At 71.4% G+C, this 18,827-nt stretch carries 15 protein-coding genes; 9 read left to right on the top strand and 6 right to left on the bottom strand.

Annotated features, from left to right (window positions below):
* Positions 1–115: 115 nt before the first annotated feature.
* From E9998_RS05755 to aspT (E9998_RS05730), 6 genes are all read right to left on the bottom strand, one after another.
* Positions 116–928, bottom strand: coding sequence for an SDR family NAD(P)-dependent oxidoreductase (locus tag E9998_RS05755; RefSeq protein ID WP_136528741.1), 813 nt, complete (start codon positions 926–928; stop codon positions 116–118).
* The gene (locus E9998_RS05750; protein ID WP_136528740.1) at positions 925–1,539 is read right to left on the bottom strand and encodes an AfsA-related hotdog domain-containing protein; all 615 of its coding nucleotides are present in this window, start codon (positions 1,537–1,539) and stop codon (positions 925–927) included. The genes E9998_RS05755 and E9998_RS05750 overlap by 4 nt, the downstream gene beginning before the upstream one ends.
* Before the next feature lie 101 nt (positions 1,540–1,640).
* Entirely contained in the window at positions 1,641–2,396 is a 756-nt protein-coding gene (locus E9998_RS05745; RefSeq protein WP_136528739.1) for an IclR family transcriptional regulator, read from the bottom strand.
* Positions 2,397–2,545: 149 nt separating this feature from the next.
* A complete protein-coding gene (aspT, locus tag E9998_RS05740; RefSeq protein WP_136528738.1) occupies positions 2,546–4,231 on the bottom strand; it encodes an aspartate-alanine antiporter in 1,686 nt (561 codons plus the stop codon).
* 24 nt (positions 4,232–4,255) lie between these two features.
* Positions 4,256–5,872, bottom strand: a complete 1,617-nt coding sequence (aspD, locus tag E9998_RS05735) for an aspartate 4-decarboxylase (RefSeq protein WP_136528737.1) — start codon at positions 5,870–5,872, stop codon at positions 4,256–4,258.
* 24 nt (positions 5,873–5,896) lie between these two features.
* Positions 5,897–7,606 carry an aspartate-alanine antiporter gene (gene aspT, locus E9998_RS05730; protein ID WP_192907043.1) on the bottom strand — a complete coding sequence of 570 codons (1,710 nt, stop codon included), beginning with the start codon at positions 7,604–7,606 and terminating at the stop codon, positions 5,897–5,899.
* 222 nt (positions 7,607–7,828) lie between these two features.
* Here aspT (E9998_RS05730) and E9998_RS05725 point away from each other — a divergent pair, with 222 nt between their 5' ends.
* The 9 genes from E9998_RS05725 (at position 7,829) to E9998_RS05685 (ending at position 18,675) form a co-directional block, all read left to right on the top strand.
* The gene (locus E9998_RS05725; RefSeq protein WP_158299701.1) at positions 7,829–9,661 is read left to right on the top strand and encodes an ABC transporter substrate-binding protein; all 1,833 of its coding nucleotides are present in this window, start codon (positions 7,829–7,831) and stop codon (positions 9,659–9,661) included.
* The gene (locus E9998_RS05720) at positions 9,658–10,755 is read left to right on the top strand and encodes an ABC transporter permease (protein ID WP_136528735.1); all 1,098 of its coding nucleotides are present in this window, start codon (positions 9,658–9,660) and stop codon (positions 10,753–10,755) included. The genes E9998_RS05725 and E9998_RS05720 overlap by 4 nt, the downstream gene beginning before the upstream one ends.
* Positions 10,752–11,666 carry an ABC transporter permease gene (locus tag E9998_RS05715; RefSeq protein ID WP_420842413.1) on the top strand — a complete coding sequence of 305 codons (915 nt, stop codon included), beginning with the start codon at positions 10,752–10,754 and terminating at the stop codon, positions 11,664–11,666. The genes E9998_RS05720 and E9998_RS05715 overlap by 4 nt, the downstream gene beginning before the upstream one ends.
* Complete coding sequence (locus tag E9998_RS05710) at positions 11,663–12,643, top strand: ABC transporter ATP-binding protein (protein ID WP_136528734.1); 981 nt, start codon at positions 11,663–11,665, stop codon at positions 12,641–12,643. Before E9998_RS05715 ends, E9998_RS05710 begins: the two co-directional genes overlap by 4 nt.
* Complete coding sequence (locus E9998_RS05705) at positions 12,633–13,625, top strand: ABC transporter ATP-binding protein (protein ID WP_136528733.1); 993 nt, start codon at positions 12,633–12,635, stop codon at positions 13,623–13,625. The genes E9998_RS05710 and E9998_RS05705 overlap by 11 nt, the downstream gene beginning before the upstream one ends.
* The gene (locus E9998_RS05700) at positions 13,622–14,464 is read left to right on the top strand and encodes a M55 family metallopeptidase (protein WP_136528732.1); all 843 of its coding nucleotides are present in this window, start codon (positions 13,622–13,624) and stop codon (positions 14,462–14,464) included. The genes E9998_RS05705 and E9998_RS05700 overlap by 4 nt, the downstream gene beginning before the upstream one ends.
* Positions 14,457–15,749: a M20/M25/M40 family metallo-hydrolase gene (locus E9998_RS05695; RefSeq protein WP_136528731.1), complete on the top strand. Its 1,293-nt coding sequence runs from the start codon at positions 14,457–14,459 to the stop codon at positions 15,747–15,749. The genes E9998_RS05700 and E9998_RS05695 overlap by 8 nt, the downstream gene beginning before the upstream one ends.
* Positions 15,750–15,811: 62 nt before the next feature.
* Entirely contained in the window at positions 15,812–17,746 is a 1,935-nt protein-coding gene (locus E9998_RS05690; protein ID WP_136528825.1) for a prolyl oligopeptidase family serine peptidase, read from the top strand.
* Positions 17,743–18,675, top strand: coding sequence for a S66 peptidase family protein (locus tag E9998_RS05685; RefSeq protein WP_240037513.1), 933 nt, complete (start codon positions 17,743–17,745; stop codon positions 18,673–18,675). Before E9998_RS05690 ends, E9998_RS05685 begins: the two co-directional genes overlap by 4 nt.
* Positions 18,676–18,827: the final 152 nt, after the last annotated feature.

Here is an 18,827-nt window from a genome sequence, read left to right as displayed (position 1 = left end):
AACCGGTCGTGCCGGGCCCGCTGGCGGAACGGACCGGAACCGCCGAGCGCCGTCCGGCGAGACCGCACCCGACAGGTCCGGCCCGGTCTCTCCGGGTCGATCGGTCCTGCGGCGTTCAGGCGGCGGCGCGGCCGATGCCCAACAAGCCCCGGGCGACCGCCGAGAGCTGCGTGGAGAGGCCGCCGTCGAGGACGAGGACCGAGCCGGTGGCGAGGCTCGCGCCGTCGGAGGCGAGGAAGACCGCGGCGGCGGTGACGTCCTCCGGTGCGCCCCAGCGCTGCTGGGGCACTTCGGCGGCGAGGGCCTCCTTGACCGGCGGGTGGCCGGTGAAACCGCTGGTGAGCTTCGTGTCGATCCAGCCGGGGGCGACCGCGTTGACGCGGATGCCCGCCTCGGCCCACTCGACGGCGAGGGTCTGCGTGAGCGAGATGATCGCGGCCTTCGAAGCGGCGTAGAGGGAGAGGCGGGGCGCGCCGCCGAGGCCCGCGATGGAGACGACGCTGAGGACCGAGCCGCCGCCGTTGGCGGCGAGGTGGCGCCCGGCGAGGCGCAGGAGCCCGACCGCGGGGTCGAGGTTGAGGCCGCGGGTGCGGGTCCAGTCGCCGTCGGTGAGGTCGAGGAAGGCGCCGGAGTGCTGGAAGCCCCCGGCGTTGTTGACGACGGTGTCGAGCCCGCCGAGTCCGTCGGCGGCCTCGTCGAAGGCCGCCGCGAGGCGGTCGGGGTCGGTGACGTCGCAGACGACCGGGACCGCGTTGCGCCCCAGGTTCTTCACGTCGGCGGCCACGGCGTCGAGGGCGGCGCCGTCGCGGGCGAGGACGGCCACGTCGGCGCCCGCCTCGGCATAGGCGAGGGCGATGGCGCGGCCGATGCCGCGTGAGGCGCCGGTGACGAGGGCGCGCTTGCCGGCGAGGGGGTGTGCGAGGCTCATGGCTGCTCCAGGAGGTCGGGTCGGAATCCGCGCGCCGCGGCGCGGGCGCGTTCGCGTTCGACGCGGTCGAAGTGGCCGCGTTCGAAGGCCCGGACGGTGAACCGCATGGTCGCGACCGCGCGTCCGGATTGGAGGATGGTGGCGGTGAGGTCCGCGGCGAGGACCTCGGGCCGGGGCCGCTGCACCGCGTCGGCGCGCAGCGCGATCGCGGCCGGGAGCGGGAACAGGAACGACGCGAACTCCGCGTGCAGCTCGCTGGTGGTGAACACGTGGAGGGCGGGACCGGGGGCCAGGTCGCGGCCGACGACGCCCATCGCCATCTGGACGCAGGCCTCGACCTCGACCATGCCGGGCACGTGCCCGGTGCCGTTGTCGCGGTCGGCGAGCACCGCGTTCCCGGGGTCGAGGACGAGCGCCGCCGTCCACGAGTCCCTGCCGGTCCGGCGCAGGTCCGCCACGAGGACGTTCCGCCGGTCGCGCTTGTGCAGGCCCTCTTCGGCGGGGACGCCGGCACCGAGCGCCGAGCGCCCCGCCTCGGCAGCGGCCCCGCCGACGTGGTCGGCGAACCGGTCGAACGGGGCCCCTCGGGACGGTGCGGGTCGTGGTGGCATGGATCGAGGCTAGGAAGGATGCCCGCGCCGTGGAACCGCTCGCGCGGATCGTTCCGGTGCACGGAACGTGATTGTTCCGCCACGCGGACCGAAGCGGTCGGTCAGTCGAGTCCCCGCACCGCCGCCGAGGCCGCGCGGGCGACCGACCGCAGGTGCGCGACGTGCTCGGCGGGCTGGAAGCTGCGGACCGGTCCGGCGAGGCCCACGGCCGCCAGGGCGGTGCCGCGGCGGCCGGTGACCGGCGCGGCGACGCCCCAGAAGCCGAGGAGGTGCTCCTCGCGGTCGAGCGCCACCCCGCGCAGGCGGACCTCCACGATGGCCTGGTCGAGGTCGTCGCGGGTGGCGATGCCGTTGCGCGTCAGCGGGGTCAGGTCGGCCTCGCGGAGGTACCGCTCGGCGGCGTCGGGGTCGAAGGCGAGCAGGGCCTTGCCGGTCGCGGTGCAGTGCAGGGGCACCGAGGCCGCGGTCCGCAGGATCGCCTCGGTGAACCGGTGCGGGTAGAGCAGGTCGAGGAAGCGGGCGGTGTCGCCGTTCGCGGTCGCCAGGCTCACCACGTGGCCCGAGCGCTCGTACAGCTCCAGCAGGTACGGCTTGAGGACCTTGCGCAGGCGCGACTCGCGCACCGGCGCCGGGTCCTGCCAGGCGGGGGCCTGGGCGAGGGCGTAGCGGCGCCCGGCGCGGTGGACCACCCCTGCGGCCTCCAGGTCCGCCAGCAGGCGGTGGACGGTCGTCTTGGGGAGCCTCGTGCGCCGCGACAGGTGGGTGACGCCCGTCGGTTCGCGGTGCGCGGCAAGCTCGTGGAGCACGAGGATGAGCTTGGCCGCGACACCGCGCGGGGTCGGATCGGAAGCGCTCAAGGCGGTACCTCACGCGGAGTGCAGACGATGTGGACGATGCCAGCATCATTTTCCGCGCCGCCCGGGGCGGGGGCGGATCTCTGCCCGATATCCGACAGTCCCGAACGGGGTTTCACCCGTTCGGGACCATGTTCGGAGGGGTCTCGCGGCTATCCGATGGCGTGGGCCATCGCGACGACGATCGGGCCCAGGAGCGGCAGCACGACGTTGGAGAACGCGTAGACGATCGTGTAGGCCATGAGCGGCGTCGCGTTGCCCGCGGCGGCCTGGACGGCCGTCACGCCCGGCGTCGAGCACTGCTGCCCGGTCACCGATCCGAGCACCAGCGGCGCGGGCAGCTTCATGATCTTCCAGGCGACGAACAGCGAGATGAACGCCGGGATGGCCGTCATCGCGACGCCCGCGATCGGCAGGCCGACGCCGAACTGCTCGACCAGCTCCACCGCCTGCGGACCCGAGGAGAGCCCGACCGCGCAGATGAAGGTCGCCAGGCCGAGGGTCTTGATGACGTCGGCGGCGCCGGAGTCGTACTGGCCGAACGTGGGCCGCTTGGAGCGGATCCAGCCGAACAGCAGGCCCGCGAGGAGGCAGCCGCCGCCGGTGCCGAGCGTCAGCGGGATCGTCCCGACCGTCCACACCAGCATGCCGATGAGGAAGCCGAGGACCACGCCGACGGCGATGAACACCATGTCGAAGGTGACCTTCGGATCGACCCGGAAGCCGATGCTCGGGATGGCGCGCTTCATGTCCCGCGCCGCACCGGAGATGCGGACGGTGTCGCCGCGCTGGATCATCGTCTCCGGCTGCACCGGCAGCTCGTGGTCGCCGCGGGTGATCCGCTGGAGGTAGATGCCCTGGCGCTCGTCGGCGAACTGGCGGCGGATCTCGGCGAGGGTCGTGGCCTGATAGCCCTTGCGGGTGACCACGACGTCGGCCAGGTCGAGGTTCATCGCCATCGACTCGTCGAGCGCGACCTCCTCGCCGATGCGCTCGGCCGAGCCCACGATGGCCTCGCGGCGGGCCACCACGAGCACCCGGTCCCCTTCGGCGAGCACGAGGCCCGGTTCGATATTGAGGGCCTTGCCCTCGCGGAAGACCTCCTCGACGGTGGCCTCGCCGAGGTCGGCCTGGAGCTCGCCGACGGTGCGGCCGGAGGCGGCCGTGACCTTGTACTCGCGGCCGACGATCGCGGGGGCCGCGGGCGCGGCCGTGGCGTCGTCGGCGGCGCCGCCGAGCTTCTTCCACAGCTTCGCGGCCTCGTCGCGCAGGTTCACCCGCATCATGAGCGGGAAGAACTGGCTCGACAGGAGCACGATCGTGATGAGGCCGCAGATGTAGGAGATCGAGTACGCGGTGCCGACGTTGGCCTGGAGCGTCGCGATCTCGGCGTCCGAGAGGTCGAGCCGCCCGATCGCGTCGGTGGCGGTGCCGACCGCCGCCGACTCGGTCGCGCCGCCCGCGAGCAGCCCGGCCGCGGTGCCCACGTCGAGGTCCATGATGAGGACCGCAGCGGCCGTGATCGCCAGGACCGACACGACCTCGATGCCGGTGAAGGTCGCGTACCGCAGGCTCCTGCGGTTGAGGCTGGCAAAGAAGGTCGGCCCCGAGATGTAGCCGAGCGTGAAGATGAACAGGGCGAAGGCGATCGTCTTGACCTGGTCGTTCAGCTCGATGTCGGCGAACATGCCGATGACGATCGCCACGACCAGCGTCCCGGCCACGCCGCCCAGCGAGATCTTCCAGATCCGCACCTTGCCGACCGCGAATCCCAGTGCCAGGCACACGAACAGCGCTATCTCGGGCGTGCCCGACAGCGTCTCCTCGATCCAGTTCATCTTCCCGCTCCCGTGCTCGTGCCGCTACCGCTGCTGCCGCTGGAACTCGGCGTGGTACTCGTCGCCGATGGCCCGCAGGGCGGCGCCGATCCGCTTGTAGGCGTCCATGCGCAGGTTCGCCATGCTCACCCGCACCGACCACTGGGGGCCGTCGAAGCCGCCGCCGTTGAGCAGGACGACCGACTCCTCCTGCGCGAGGCGGAAGATCGGGTCGACCGGTTCGAAGTTCGCCTGCATCCAGTCGGCGAACTCGGCGCCCCAGTTGCGCTCGGCCCAGCTGAGGAGGTCGAGCTCCACGTAGTAGTTCGCGGCCTCCGGGTCCTCGGGGTAGGGCACGTCGAGCCCTTCGACGAGGGCCTTGAGGCGCCGGGCGATGATCGCCTGGCAGTCGCGCTTGTAGGCGCCCTCGGCGTCGGTGAGGGTGTGGAGCGCGAAGAAGGTCATCTGGACCTGCTGCGGGGTCGAGAGCCCCGCGGTGTGGTTGAGCGCCACGTCGCGCGAGTCGGCAACGATCCGGTCGATGAACTTGAGCTTCTCGGGCTCCAGCGTGATCGAGGAGTACCGCTCCCTGAGGACGGCGGTGCGCGACTCGTCGAGGGCCGCGATGCGCTTGTCGAAGACGTTGTCGCGGGCGACGGCGATGACGCCGAGGCGCCAGCCGGTGCATCCGAAGTACTTCGAGAACGAGTACACGCCGATGGTGTTGGACGCCTGGCTCGACATGAGCGAGGTGAACCCGTTCGTGAAGGTGCCGTACACGTCGTCGGTGATGACCGTCAGGCCCGGGTTGTCGTTCGCGACGATCCCGCGGATGCGCTCCAGGGTGGCCTCGGCGAGCTTGACCGACGGCGGGTTGGAGGGGTTGACGAGGAACAGCGCCTTGATCGACGGGTCCTTGAGCTTGTCGATCTCGTCGTCGGGGTACTGCCAGGTGTGGATGCCGTCCTCGGTGTCCTTGGAGGCCTGGAGTTCGACGATGTCGAAGTCGTAGCGCTCCAGGTGAGGGATCTCCAGGTAGGGCGTGAAGATCGGGACCATGATCGCGATCCGGTCGCCCTTGTTCAAGAGGCCGTTGACCTGCGCGGAGTCGAAGAGGTAGCACATGGCGGCGGTGCCGCCCTCGACCGCGTAGAGGTCCCAGCCGCCCTGCGGGGCCCCGCCCATCTCGGCGTCGAGGTAGGCGTGCACGACCTGCTCTGCGTGGACGAGCATCCGGTCGGGCACCGGGTAGTGGTCGCCGATGACCGCGTCCGCGAGTTCGCCGACCCACGCGTCCGCGTCGAACCCTAGGGTCTCGACGCCGTGGGCCACGTACGAGCCGAGCGCGGCCGCGCCGGGGGCGGAGGCGTTGGCCTTGAGGAAGTCGTCGAGGCGCTGGGCGATGCCCTCGCTCTGCGGCATCCCGCCGAGGTTCTCGAACTCGTCCCAGTCGCGCCGGGTCTCGGTGACCGCGAACTGCCCGAAGAGGAAGAACGCCTCGCGGGGCGCGGTGGCCGTCCAGTTCGGATTGCCGCGCCCTGCGTTGACCATGGCGAGCGCGTTGGCGCGCTCGTTCTCCCCGGCCAGGTCGATGAGACGGTTCTTCAACTCGAAGGGGCTGAGCCCTTCGAGGCGGCGTTCCTCGTCGCGGTCGACGGTCATGGCGGTTCCTTCCTAGGCGGTGGATCAGGCGAGCACGGCCACGATGACCGCGCCCCAGATGGTGAGCAGGACGTTGCCGATGGCGTACGGGATCGTGTAGCCGAGGACCGGCACCTGGCTCTTGGCGCTGTCGGTGATGGCGCCGATGGAGGCGGTGGTGGTGTTGGCGCCGGCCACGATGCCGAGGTTGATCGGCACGGGGATCTTGAACAGCCACTTGCCGAGGTACATGGTCAGGAGCATCGGCAGGAGGGTCACGACGAGTCCGGCGAAGACGAGGCTGAGGCCCTCGGACTTGACGCCGGAGACGAAGTCGGGTCCGGCCATGATGCCGACGATGCCGACGAACATGCACAGGCCGCCGGTGGAGAGCATCCAGTTCGCGGCGGGCGGGAACTGCCCGAAGGTCGGGGACTTGGCGCGCAGCCAGCCGAAGACGAGGCCCATGATGAGGGCGCCGCCGGAGGTGGTGAGGCCGATGTCGGCGCCGGCCACGGCGATCGTGGGGACGCCGATGAGGGCGCCGACGACGATGCCGAAGCCGACGTAGCTCATGTCGGTGGAGTCCTTGGCGCGATTCGGGTAGCCGAGGTCGCCGATGACGGCCTCGACCTCGTCCTTGCCGCCCTGGACGGTGATCTCGTCGCCGCGGTGGATGACGGTGTCGTCGCTCCAGGGGATCTCCTGGCCGCCGCGGACCACCTTGGTGACGAACAGGCGCGGGGCGTGCTCGGCGAAGGCCGGGCCGATCTTCGCCCCGGCGAGCGACTTCTTGGTGATGACGATGGCGAGGGTCTCGACCTGGTAGTCGAGCAGCTCCTCGTCGTCGACCTCCTCGCCCCAGCGGTCGACGTCGAGGGCGACGAGGTCGGGGCGGCGGGCGGCGAGGGTGACCACGTCGCCGGCCTGGAGCGCGGTGTCGGGGCGGACGGGCGCGACGGCGCCGCCGCGGCGCAGGTCGTGGAACATGACGCGGTGGCCCAGGGTGAGGGCGCGGGCTTCGAGGTCGGCGACGGTGGCGCCGACGACGGTGCCCCCGTCGATGCGGAAGGCGCGGCGGACCACGGAGTAATAGGCGGGGCTGATGCCGGGCTCCTTGGCGACGCCGAGGTCCTTCTCCATCTCGTGGGCGTCGGCGGCGAGGCTCTTGGAGCCGAGCATCCGGGGCGCGATGGTGGAGAGGAAGAACGCGGCGGCGGCGGTGCCGAAGAGGTAGCAGACGGCGTAGCCGACGGCCACTTGCGACTCCATCTCCTTGACCTCCTCGGCGCTGAGGCCGGGCAGGGCGGCGATGGCGGAGTCGGCGACGCCGATGACGGCGGACTGGGTGAGGCCGCCCGCGAGCAGACCCGCGCCCCAGCCGGGGCCGTAGCCGAGGAGCTTGGCGAGGACGATGACGACGCCGAGGCCGAAGGCGCAGTTGATGACGGCGAGGATCACCTGCTTGACGCCGTCGCCTTTGAGCCCCGCGAAGAACTGGGGGCCCACGTTGTAGCCGAGGGCGAAGAGGAAGGCGACGAAGGCGACCGTCTTGACCAGGTCGGGGATGTCGATGCCGTCGAAGACGATGCCGACGAGGACGCCGGCGAGGAGGGTGCCGGTGACCGGGCCGAGCACGATGCCCTTGATCTTGAGCTTGCCGATGAGGAAGCCGAGGCCCAGGGCGAGGAAGATCGCGATCTCGGGGTGTGCGACGAGCGAGTCAGTCAGCCAGTTCCACACCGCAACCCCCATGTCACCGTCGGTAGTGGATTGAATTTAGCGGAATCGGGGGTCGCGCCTGGTCGGTTCGCCCTTTCGCGGGGGCCGCATATTTCGGCGATGAAAACTTTCTTCACATCGTTGACAACTCAAGAAGTGTTCCGTCATTCTGTTCGGTACACCGAGGACCGGCGGCGCGCTCGCGAGCCGCTCGGGCGCCTCGTGCCCGGAGCCGAATGCGAGGACCAGCACCCCATGAATCCCCATGCCCTGACACGGCGGTTCCTGTCCGCCCTGGCCGTGCTGGCGCTCACCGCCGGCGCGCTCGCGGTCGCCGCGCCCGGCGCCGCGGCCCAGGAGGACGACGTCGACACCCTCCTCATCGCCACGAACCAGGAGGTCGACACCTTCAACCCGTTCAAGCGGCGCAACGTCATCACCTACGAGACCAGCATGATGACGTACGACACGCTGGTGAAGATGGGCACCGAGTACGAGCCCGTGCCCGGCCTGGCGACCGAATGGGTCGAGTCCGAGGACGGCCTCACCTGGACGTTCACGATCCGCGAGGGCGTGACCTGGTCCGACGGCGAGGCGCTCACGGCGAACGACGTGGCCTACACGTACGGGCTGCTCATCGAGAACCAGGCGATCCACGACTGGAACGTCGACTTCGCGGGGAACCTGGTGTCGGCCGAGGCTCCCGACGACGCGACCTTCGTGCTCACCCTCGCCCAGCCCGCCCCGTGGGACGTGCTCACGCGCGAGGTCTACATCGTCCCCGAGCACGTGTGGTCGCAGTTCCCCGACCCGTCGGCGGACGACGCGAACCAGCTGCCGCTGGTCGGTTCGGGCCCGTTCCAGGTCACCGAGTACAAGACCGACGAGTTGATCCGCCTGAAGGCCAACCCCGACTACTGGGACGGCGCGCCCGGGTTCGACGAGATCGTCTACGACTACTACGCCGAGACCGACGCGGCCGTGGCCGCACTGGAGGCCGGCGAGGTCGACGTGGTCGGATCGGGCATGCAGGGCGGGCTCAACCCCGCCCAGATCGAGGCGCTCGCCAAGCAGGACCACGTCACCGTCAACGACGTCCAGGGCCGCCGGTACGTGTCCATCACGCTCAACCACGGCACCGTCACGCAGGACGGCACCGAGTTCGGCGACGGCCACCCCGCGCTCAAGGACCCGGTCGTGCGCAAGGCCATGCACATGGCGATCGACAAGCAGGCCCTCGTGGACACCGTCCTCGACGGCTCCGGCTCCCCGGCGACCTCGATCATCCCCGCGATCTTCGCCCAGTACCACTGGGACGGCGGGGACTCGCTCGTGCAGTTCGACATCGAGGGCGCCAACGCGCTCCTCGACGAGGCCGGGTACGAGCGCGGCGAGGACGGCGTGCGGACCATGCCCGGCGGCGGCCAGCGGCTGAGCTTCCGGTTCTACCAGCACGCCGACAACACCGCGTACGCCACGATCGCGCAGTTCGCCGTCGAGTGGTGGGCCGAGCTCGGCATCGAGGTCGTCCCCGAGGCGATCGAGCAGGGCGAACTCAACAACCTCGCCTACCTGGGCGAGTTCGACATCGCGTTCTCCGGCTGGGGCGTGGGCCCCAACCCGACCGAGCAGCTCGGCATGCACACCTGCGCGGTCCTGCCGACCCTCACCGACGGCACCGAGCGCTCCAGCGAGAACTCCTACTGCAACCCCGACTTCGACGCGCTCCACGAGCAGCAGAAGGTCGAGTCCGACCCCGACGCGCGCGCCGAACTCGTCAAAGAGGAGCAGCGCCTCCTCTACGAGGACACCCCCGTCATCTACCTGTACTACCAGAACGTCATGGAGGCGTACGACCACGACAGCGTCACCGGCATGACCACGCAGCCGACCGAGAACGGCATGGTCACCGGCCAGCAGGGCTTCACCTGGTCCTACTGGTCGGCGCAGCCGGTCGGCGGCGACGGCGACGAAGGCGGCCCGTCCGCGTGGGTCTGGATCGCGGTGGCGGCCGCCGTGATCGTCGTGGCGGGCGCGGGCTTCGTGCTCACGCTGCGCCGCAAGAAGACCGCGGACGAGCGCGAATGACCGACGGCACACCACCGTCCGAGCCGGACCGCGCGAGCGGTCCGGCCGGGGACGCCGCCGATCGCGGCGCCCCCGGGGCCCCCGCGGCACCCGCCGCGGGGGCCCGCACACGCGTCAGCGGCGGCTTCGGGCGCTACCTGCTCAAACACGTCGCCGGCGCGGCCGTCTCGCTCCTGCTGGTCCTGTTCTCCTCGTTCTTCATCTTCCGGCTCATCGCCGGAGACCCGATCGACCAGCTCACCCGCGAACGGCCCGTCTCCCCCGAGCAGCGCGCCGCGATGCGCGCCGAACTCGGCCTCGACCAGCCCATGTGGAAGCAGTTCTGGGACTACATCACCGGGACGCTCACCATGGACCTCGGCGACTCCTTCCAGTACCGCAGGCCGATCTTCGACCTCATCGTCGAACGCCTCCCCGCGACGCTCCTGCTCTCGGGCACCGGCATGGTCCTGGCGGTGCTCCTCGGCTTCTGGATCGGCGCCCGCGCCGGGTGGCGCCAGGGCTCCAGATTCGACCGCGGCCAGGTCGCCACCGGGCTCCTGCTGTACTCGGCCCCCACGTTCTGGCTCGGGATGATCGTCATCCTCGTCTTCGCCCGCTACCTCGGGCTGTTCCCCGTCAACGGGATGCGCTCGCCGAGCACCCCGCCGGACTTCTGGTCCCAGGCGGTCGACATCGGCCACCACCTCGTGCTCCCCGTCCTCACCTACACGGCCGTGGTGTACGCGGGCTACCTCATGATCATGCGGTCCTCGGTGCTGGACGAACTGGGCGGCGACTACCTCACCACCGCGCGAGCCAAGGGCCTGCGCGACGACGAGGTCCGCCGCAGGCACGCCGTCCCCAACGCGCTGCTGCCCACCGTGACACTCGTGTTCCTGGCCCTCGGGTCGGTCGTCAACGGCTCCATCGTCACCGAGACCGTCTTCAGCTGGCCCGGCCTCGGCAGCCTGTTCGTCCAGTCGATCTTCTACCCCGACCGCCCGGTGCTCCAGGCCCTCTTCGTGCTGTTCTCCGCCTCCACCATCCTGGCGGTGCTGTGCGCCGAGATCCTCTACTGGTTCATCGACCCGCGCATCCGAAGGACGGGCTGACCGTGACCGCCGTACCGACCTCCCCGCGCGCCCTCAGACGCGCCCGCACCAGGCAGTCCCTCGCCCGCTCCTGGGCCGCCTACCGCAGCCAGCGCGCCGGCATGGTCGGCCTGGTCCTGCTGAGCGCCATCGTGGTGCTGGCCGTGGCCGCGCCGCTCCTGGTCGACCAGTCGCAGCTGAGCGTCACGCAGGCGACCGGCGGGCGCATGGAGCCCCCGTCGGCCGAGTTCCCGCTCGGCACCGACGAGGTGGGCCGGTCGATCCTGGCGCTGACGCTCTGGGGCTCGCGCCTGTCGCTCATCATCGGACTGACCGCGACGCTCGCGGCGATCCTCGTCGGCACGGCCGTGGGCGTCACCGCCGGGCACGTGGGCGGCTGGTACGGGTGGGTGGCGCTGCGCGTATCCGACTGGTTCATGGTGCTGCCGAGCCTGGTCGTGGCGATCGCGCTCCTGGCGGTGCTCGGCCGCAGCATGGGGACGACGATCCTCGTGATCGCCCTGGTCTCGTGGTCGGGCACGACCCGGCTGGTGCGGGCCCAGACGCTGACGGTGCAGGCGCGGCCGTACCTGGAGCGCGCCCGCGCGCTCGGGGCCGGGCACTGGCACCAGATGACCCGGCACGTGCTGCCGAACGTGCTGCCGCTGGTGCTCGCGAGCGCGACGCTGCTGGTGCCCTCGGCGATCCTCATGGAGTCCTCGCTGGCGTGGCTGGGCCTGGGCGACCCGAACGTGGTGTCGTGGGGGTCGATCCTCAACCGGGCCTCCGACAACGGGGCGGTCTCGGCGCACGCGTGGTGGTACCTGCTGCCGCCGGGCCTGGCGATCCTGCTCGTCGTGCTGGCGTTCATGATGTGCGGCCGAGCGCTGGAGGCCGTGTTCAACCCGAGGCTGCGAGGTGAGGGGGCGTGACGCTCCTGGAGTTCGAGGACCTGCGGGTCACCTACACCGGTTCGCGCGGGCGCATCCCGGCCGTGCGGGGCGTGGACCTGGCGGTCGATGCCGGGGAGATCCTCGGGATCGCGGGCGAGTCCGGCTGCGGGAAGTCGACGCTCGCGATGGCGGTGCTGCGGCTCCTCCCCCGCTCCGCGGAGGTGACGGGCCGAATCCTGCTCGACGGCGAGGACCTGCTCACGATGGGCTGGGGCCGCCTTCGGGCCGTGCGGTGGACGGGCGCCTCGATCGTGTTCCAGGGGGCGATGCACTCGCTGAACGCGGTGCACCGCGTCGGCCGGCAGGTCGCCGAGCCGATCCTGGTGCACGGCGAGGCGTCCCCGGCGAAGGCCGCGGCGCGCGCCGAAGAGCTGCTGGAACGCGTCGGGCTGCCGCCCTCGCGGGCGCGGAGCTACCCGCACGAGCTGTCGGGCGGCCAGCGCCAGCGGGTGATGATCGCGATGGCGCTGGCGTGCGACCCGGATCTGATCATCGCCGACGAGGCGACGACGGCGCTGGACGTGATGGTGCAGGCGCAGGTGCTGGAGCTCTTGACGGGCCTGGTGGCCGAGCGGGGCGTGGGCATGGTGATGATCAGCCACGACCTGTCGGTGCTCTCCGCGGTGTGCGGCACGGCGGCGGTCATGTACGCGGGGCGGATCGTCGAACGTGGACCGGCGCATGAGGTGTTCGCGCAGGCGCGGCACCCGTACTCGGCGGCGCTCGGCGCGGCGTTCCCGGTGATCGGCGACCCGGCCTCGCGTGGCCGGCCGGGCGGTCTGGCGGGCGACCCGCCCGATCCGGCGCGGCTGCCGGAGGGCTGCTCGTTCCGGCCGCGGTGCGCTGTGGCGGTGGAGCGGTGCGGTTCGGAGTCGCCGGAGCTGGTGGCGGTGCAGGGGGCGGAACGGTCGAGCGCGTGCTTCGTCGCGCAGGAAGGTGGGCCCGTTGTCCTCTGAGGATGCGGTGGCCGAGGGCGTGCTGTCGGCGCGGGGGCTGCGGGTGGAGTTCGGCCTGCCGGGCGGGCGCGTCGCGCGCGCGGTGGACGGGGTCGACCTGGACGTGGCGCCGGGCGAGATCGTGGCGCTGGCGGGCGAGTCCGGTTGCGGGAAGACGACGCTGGCGCGGGCGCTGCTGGGCCTTGAGCGGCCCACGGGCGGTTCGGTGTCGTTCGGTGGTGAGCCCCTGCGGTTCTCGTCGCGGGCGCTGAAGGCGTACCGGCGGCGGGTGCAGTTGGTGCTCCAGGACCCGACGGGGGCGTTGAACCCGCGGCACACGGTGTACGACGCGGTGGCCGAGGGCCTGCGCATCCACGGGATCGCCGACGACGAGCCGGGGCGTGTGGCCGAGGCGCTGTCGCGGGCGGGGCTTCGGCCGCCGGAGCAGTTCTTCCTGGCGTATCCGCACGAGCTGTCGGGCGGTCAGCGCCAGCGCGTGGTGATCGCGGGGGCGCTGGTGCTGGAGCCGGACCTGCTGGTGGCGGACGAGCCGGTGGCGTCGCTGGACGCCTCGGTGCGCGGCGAGATCCTCTCGCTGCTGTTGCGGTTCAAGGAGGACGCGGGCCTGGGGGCGCTGGTGATCACGCACGATCTGGGTCTGGCGTGGAGCATCGCCGACCGGATCGCGATCATGTACCTCGGCCGTGTCGTGGAGCAGGGCCCGGTGGAGGAGGTGCTGACGGCGCCGCGCCACCCTTACACGCGGGCGCTGGTGTCGGTGCTTCCGGACTCCCCTGTGGCCGAGCCGATCGTGCTGGCCGGTGAACTGCCGGACGCCTCGCGGATTCCCGGCGGATGCCGGTTCCGGCCGCGCTGCCCGGCGTACGCCTCGGGTGAGGCGGCGGCGGTGCGGGAGCGATGCGAGGGCGAGGACCCGGTCCTTGCGGGGCCTGAGTCGCTCCGGGTCGCGTGCCACCTGGTGCATGCCAGGATGGTCGCATGAGGATCTTGATCAGCGCGGACATGGAAGGCGTCACCGGGGTGACGAGCCCGAGCGACGTCATCCCCGGCACGCCGGGTTGGGAGCGGATGCGGCGGCTGTTCACCGGCGACGTGAACGCGGCGATGAGGGGACTGGGCAAGGGACTTCCCACAGGCAGCTGGTCCATCGATGTGAACGATGCGCACTCGACGATGCGGAACCTGCTGCTGGACGAGCTCAATCCCGGGGCGCACTTGATCTCGGGCAGGCACAAGCCCTTGGGCATGATGCAGGGCTTGGACAAGCGGACCTGCGAGGGCGTGGTCTTCCTCGGCTATCACGCGGGGGCCGGAATGGAAGGCGTGCTCGCGCACACCTATCTGGAGAACACGATCACCGGAGTCTGGCTCGACGGGGCCCTGGCGAGCGAAGGCCGACTGAACGCGGCGCTCGCAGCCGAGTACGGCGTACCGGTCATCATGGTCACCGGCGATTCCGCGACGATCCGGGACGCTGAAGACTATGCGCCGAAGGCGTTCGGCGCAGTGGTCAAACACCATGTGTCGCGGTATGCGGCGATCTGCGATTCGCCTGATCTCGCTTGGAGGGAGATCGCCACCGTTGCCGAGGCCGCGGGCCGCCGCCTGGTGGGCCGACACGAGCCGGTCGTCTCCTCCCATGTGATCGAGGTCGAGTTCGACGCCTCGCACCTGGCCGACGCGGTGACGGTGATCCCGGGCGTCGAGAAGAGCGCCGTGCGTCAGGTCGCCTTCGAACTGCCCACGATGTACGAGGCGATCCGGTGCTTCAAGGCGGTCACGACGATCGCGAGCGCGGCGATGGAGGAGAAGTATGGCTGACGCGAGGGCGCTCGAAGAGGTCGTCGAGTTCACACGCGACCTGGTCCGGTTCGACACGACGAACCGGGGCGGCGGGGACGGGAACGAGCGCGAGGCCGCGGAGTACGCGGCTGAGAAGCTGGCCGAGGCGGGGCTGGAGCCGGTGATCCTGGAGAAGGCGCCGAACCGCTCCAATGTGGTCGCGAGGCTGGAGGGAACGGACCCCGAGGCGCCCGCGTTGCTGGTGCACGGGCATCTGGACGTGGTCCCGGCCGCGGCGGCGGACTGGAGCGTCGACCCGTTCTCGGGCGAGGTCGACGCCGACGGGATGCTGTGGGGCCGAGGCACCATCGACATGAAGGGCATGGACGCGATGATGCTCGCGGCCGTGCGCGAGTGGGCGCGCGAGGGCGTGCGGCCGCGGCGGTCGATCGTGTTCGCGTTCACCGCCGATGAGGAGGCCGAGGCCGAGTACGGCTCGGGCTACCTCGCCGAGGCGCACGCGGGCCTGTTCGAGGGTTGTACCGAGGGGATCTCGGAGTCTGGCGGGTTCACGTTCCACAGCGGCGGGATGCGGCTCTACCCGATCGCGGCGGGCGAGCGGGGCACGGCCTGGCTGGAGCTGACGGCGCGAGGCAGGGCCGGGCACGGCTCGAAGGCGAACCCGGACAACGCGGTGAGCAAGCTCGCGGGCGCGATCGCGCGGATCGGCGCGCACGAGTGGCCGCTGCGGGTCACTCCCGTGGTGGAGGCGGCGGTCGCGGAGCTGGCGGCGCTGCACGGCGTCGAGCCGGACTACGCGGATCTGCGCGGGCTCCAGGAGGCGGCGCAGCTGGTCGAGTCGACGCTGCGCAACAGCGCGAACCCCACGGTGCTGGAGGCGGGCTACAAGGTCAACGTCATCCCCGAGCACGCGAGGGCCGAGGTGGACGGCCGGGTCGTACCGGGCGGCGAGGCGGAGTTCGAGGCCACGATGGACGAGCTGTGCGGGCCCGACGTGGCGTGGCGGTACGCCCACCGGGAGCGCCCGCTCACCGCGCCGGTCGACTCGCCGACGTTCGCGGCGATGCGGGCTGCGATCCAGCGCTTCGATCCTGAAGGCCATCCGGTGCCGTTCTGCATGTCGGGCGGGACCGACGCGAAGCAGTTCTCGCGCTTGGGGATCGCGGGCTACGGGTTCTCGCCGCTGGCGCTGCCGCCGGAGTTCGGCTACGGGAAGCTCGCGCACGGCGTGGACGAGCGGGTCCCGGTCGAGGGCCTGCGGTTCGGACTGCGGGTCCTGGAAGACTTCCTGCGGAACGCGTGAGCGAGGAGTTGAAGGTGAAGCGAGCCCCGTACGGCACTTGGGAATCCCCGATCACGGTCGACATGGTCGCCGAGGGCGACGGCTGGCCGGGCGCGCTCGGCGCGGTCGGCGACGAGCTGTGGTGGACCGAGCCGCGCCCGGCCGAAGGCGGGCGGCGGGCGCTGATGCGCCGCCGGTCCGACGGGTCCACCGAGTCGGTGCTGCCGCCGCCGTGGAACCCGCGCAACCGGGTGCACGAGTACGGCGGACGCCCGTGGGCGGGCCTCGCGCGCGAGGACGGCCCGCTGATGGTGTTCACGAACTTCGCCGACCAGCGGCTGTACCGGTTCGAGCCGGACGGCGCGTCCGAACCGGTGCCGTTGACGCCCGAACCGGCCATCGCGAGCGGGCTGCGCTTCTGCGAGCCGGTGATCGTGGAGCGCTTCGGCGAGGTCTGGGCGGTCATGGAGGAGTTCACCGGCGAGCGGCCCACCGACGTGCGGCGGGTGATCGCGGCGGTGCCGCTGGACGGCTCGGCCGCCGGGGACCGGGCCGCGATCCGGGAGCTGACCGACGACACGTTCCGGTTCGTCGCCGGGCTGAAGGTGAGCCCGGAGGCCGGCTCGGCCGCGTGGATCGCCTGGAACCATCCGCACATGCCCTGGGACTCCTCGGAACTGCGGGTGGGCTTCGTGTCCGACGACGGGTCAATCAGCACACAGTGGAGAGAACGGGGCGGATTCGGGAGTTCGATCGCACAGGTCGAGTTCGCCGATTACTACACGCTGCTGTGCACCTCCGACCACACCGGCTGGTGGAACCTGTACTCGCACGACCCCTACGACCACTCGAACGGCCCGGTCCTTCCGATGGAGGAGGAGTTCGCCGGGCCGATGTGGAGCCCGGGCTCGCGCTGGTTCCATCCATTGCGCGACGGCAGGATCGCCGTGATCCACGGCAAGGGCGAGAGCCGCCTGAGCCTGTATGAGGGCCGGGCAGGGGAACTGCGCCAGGTCGAGGGCCCCTGGACTGACTGGGCCGCGAGTCTGACCGCGATCGGCGACAAGGTCTACGGCTTCGCCGCGAGCCCCGCCACCGGGTACGAGCTGGTCGAAGTGGACTCGGTGTCCGGGGAGGCGCGGGTGATCGCGCACGCGCACGAAGGCAAGGTCGACCCGGCCTACTACCCCGTGCCCGAGCACCGCACGTTCGAAGGTCCGGGCGGTCGCGAGGTGCACGCCCACGTGTACCCGCCGCGCAATCCCGGATACGAAGGGCCCGAAGGCGAAGCGCCGCCGTACGTGGTGTGGGTGCACGGCGGGCCGACCGGGCACGCGAAGGCGATCCTGGACCTGGAGCTGGCGTACTTCACGTCGCGGGGGTTCGGCGTGGTCGAGGTGAACTACGGCGGGTCCACCGGCTACGGCCGGGCCTACCGGGAGCGGCTGCGCGGGCAGTGGGGCGTGGTCGACGTCGAGGACTGCGCGGCCGTGGCCCGCGCGCTCGCGGCCGAGGGGACCGCCGATCCGGCGCGGATCGCGATCAGGGGCGGCAGCGCGGGCGGCTGGACGGCCGCCGCCTCGCTGACGTCGGTTGCGGCGCAGGGTGTCTACGCATGCGCGGTGATCAAGTACCCGATCATGGACCTCGCGGGCTGGACCGGGGACGACACGCACGACTTCGAGTCGCAGTACATCTACGGGCTGGTCGGCCCGCCGGAGGTGCTGGAGGAGCGCAATCGCGAGCGCTCACCCGTGGTCAACGCCGACCGGATCGCGGCCCCGTTCCTGCTCCTGCAAGGCCTGGAGGACGCGATCTGCCCGCCCGCCCAGTCAGAGATGCTGCTGGCGCGGATCGAGGGCAAGGGCCTCCCGCACGCCTACCGCGCGTACGAAGGCGAGCAGCACGGGTTCCGGCAGGCGTCGACCATCGTGGACGCGGTGCTCGCCGAACACGCGCTGTACGCGCAGGTCTTCGGCTTCGAAGGCCCCGACTTCGCATTGGAGCTCGAGCCGTGAGTCTCGCGCCGCTGCGCCGACCGCGCCGCCTCGTCCCCGGGGACCGGGTCGCGGTCGTCTCGCCGTCGAGCCCCTCCCCCGCCGACCGCATGGACGCCGGGCTCGACGTCCTGCGCTCCTGGGGCCTCGAACCGGTGCTCATGCCGCACGCGCGGGACCTGCACGAGCGGTACGACCAGCTCGCCGGGACCGACGCCGACCGGGCCGCGGACTTCACCGCGGCCTGGGCCGACCCGTCGTTCGCGGCGGTGTTCGCCGCCCGAGGCGGCTACGGCGCCAACCGCATGGTCGACCTGGTCGACTGGAAGAGGCTGCGGGAGTGCGAGCCGAAGGCGCTCATAGGGTTCAGCGACATCACGACCCTGCACGAGGCGGTCGCGCTCCACCTCGGCACCGCCTCCGTCCACGGGCCGCTCACCACCTGGTCGGCGTTCCTCGCCGACGCCGCGAACCGCGAGCACCTGCGGCTGACCCTGTTCGAGCCCGAGCGGGTCCAGAAGCTCCACGCGCCCGGGTCGAGGGCGATCACCGGCGGCACGGCGACCGGGGTGACCGTCGGCGGCTGCCTCATGCTGCTGGTCGGCGGGATCGGCACCGCCGAGCACCGCGCCGATCTGGAGGGCGCGATCCTCCTCATCGAGGACACCGACGAGCGCCCCTACCGGATCGACCGGATGCTCACGCAGCTCGGCCGCGCCGGCTGGTTCGAGGGGATCGCCGGGATCGCGGTCGGTTCGTTCACCGACTGCGGGCCCTACGAGGGCGTGCGGACGGTCCTGGAGGACCGCCTCGGCGGCCTCGGCGTCCCGGTGGTCGAGGAGTTCGGCTTCGGGCACTGCTCGCCTTCGCTGACCGTGCCGCTCGGGCTCACCGCGACGCTCGACGCCGACGCCGGGACGCTGGTCTTCGCCGAGCCCGCACTGCACTGAATCACGCGATCCACCTGCGGCGCAACACGATCCCGGTCCGTGCAGTTCGGACGGACCGGTGCCGGCGGTGCGCGCCGGTTCGCGGACTACGAAAATTCTCTCCGTAGTCTTGCCTTCACATGAAAGTTTCTGCCAGGATGAGCGGGTCGGGT

This window comes from Glycomyces paridis (assembly GCF_004912155.1).
GTDB lineage: Bacteria > Actinomycetota > Actinomycetes > Mycobacteriales > Micromonosporaceae > Glycomyces > Glycomyces paridis.
This window is presented reverse-complemented; position numbering and strand designations above follow the sequence as displayed.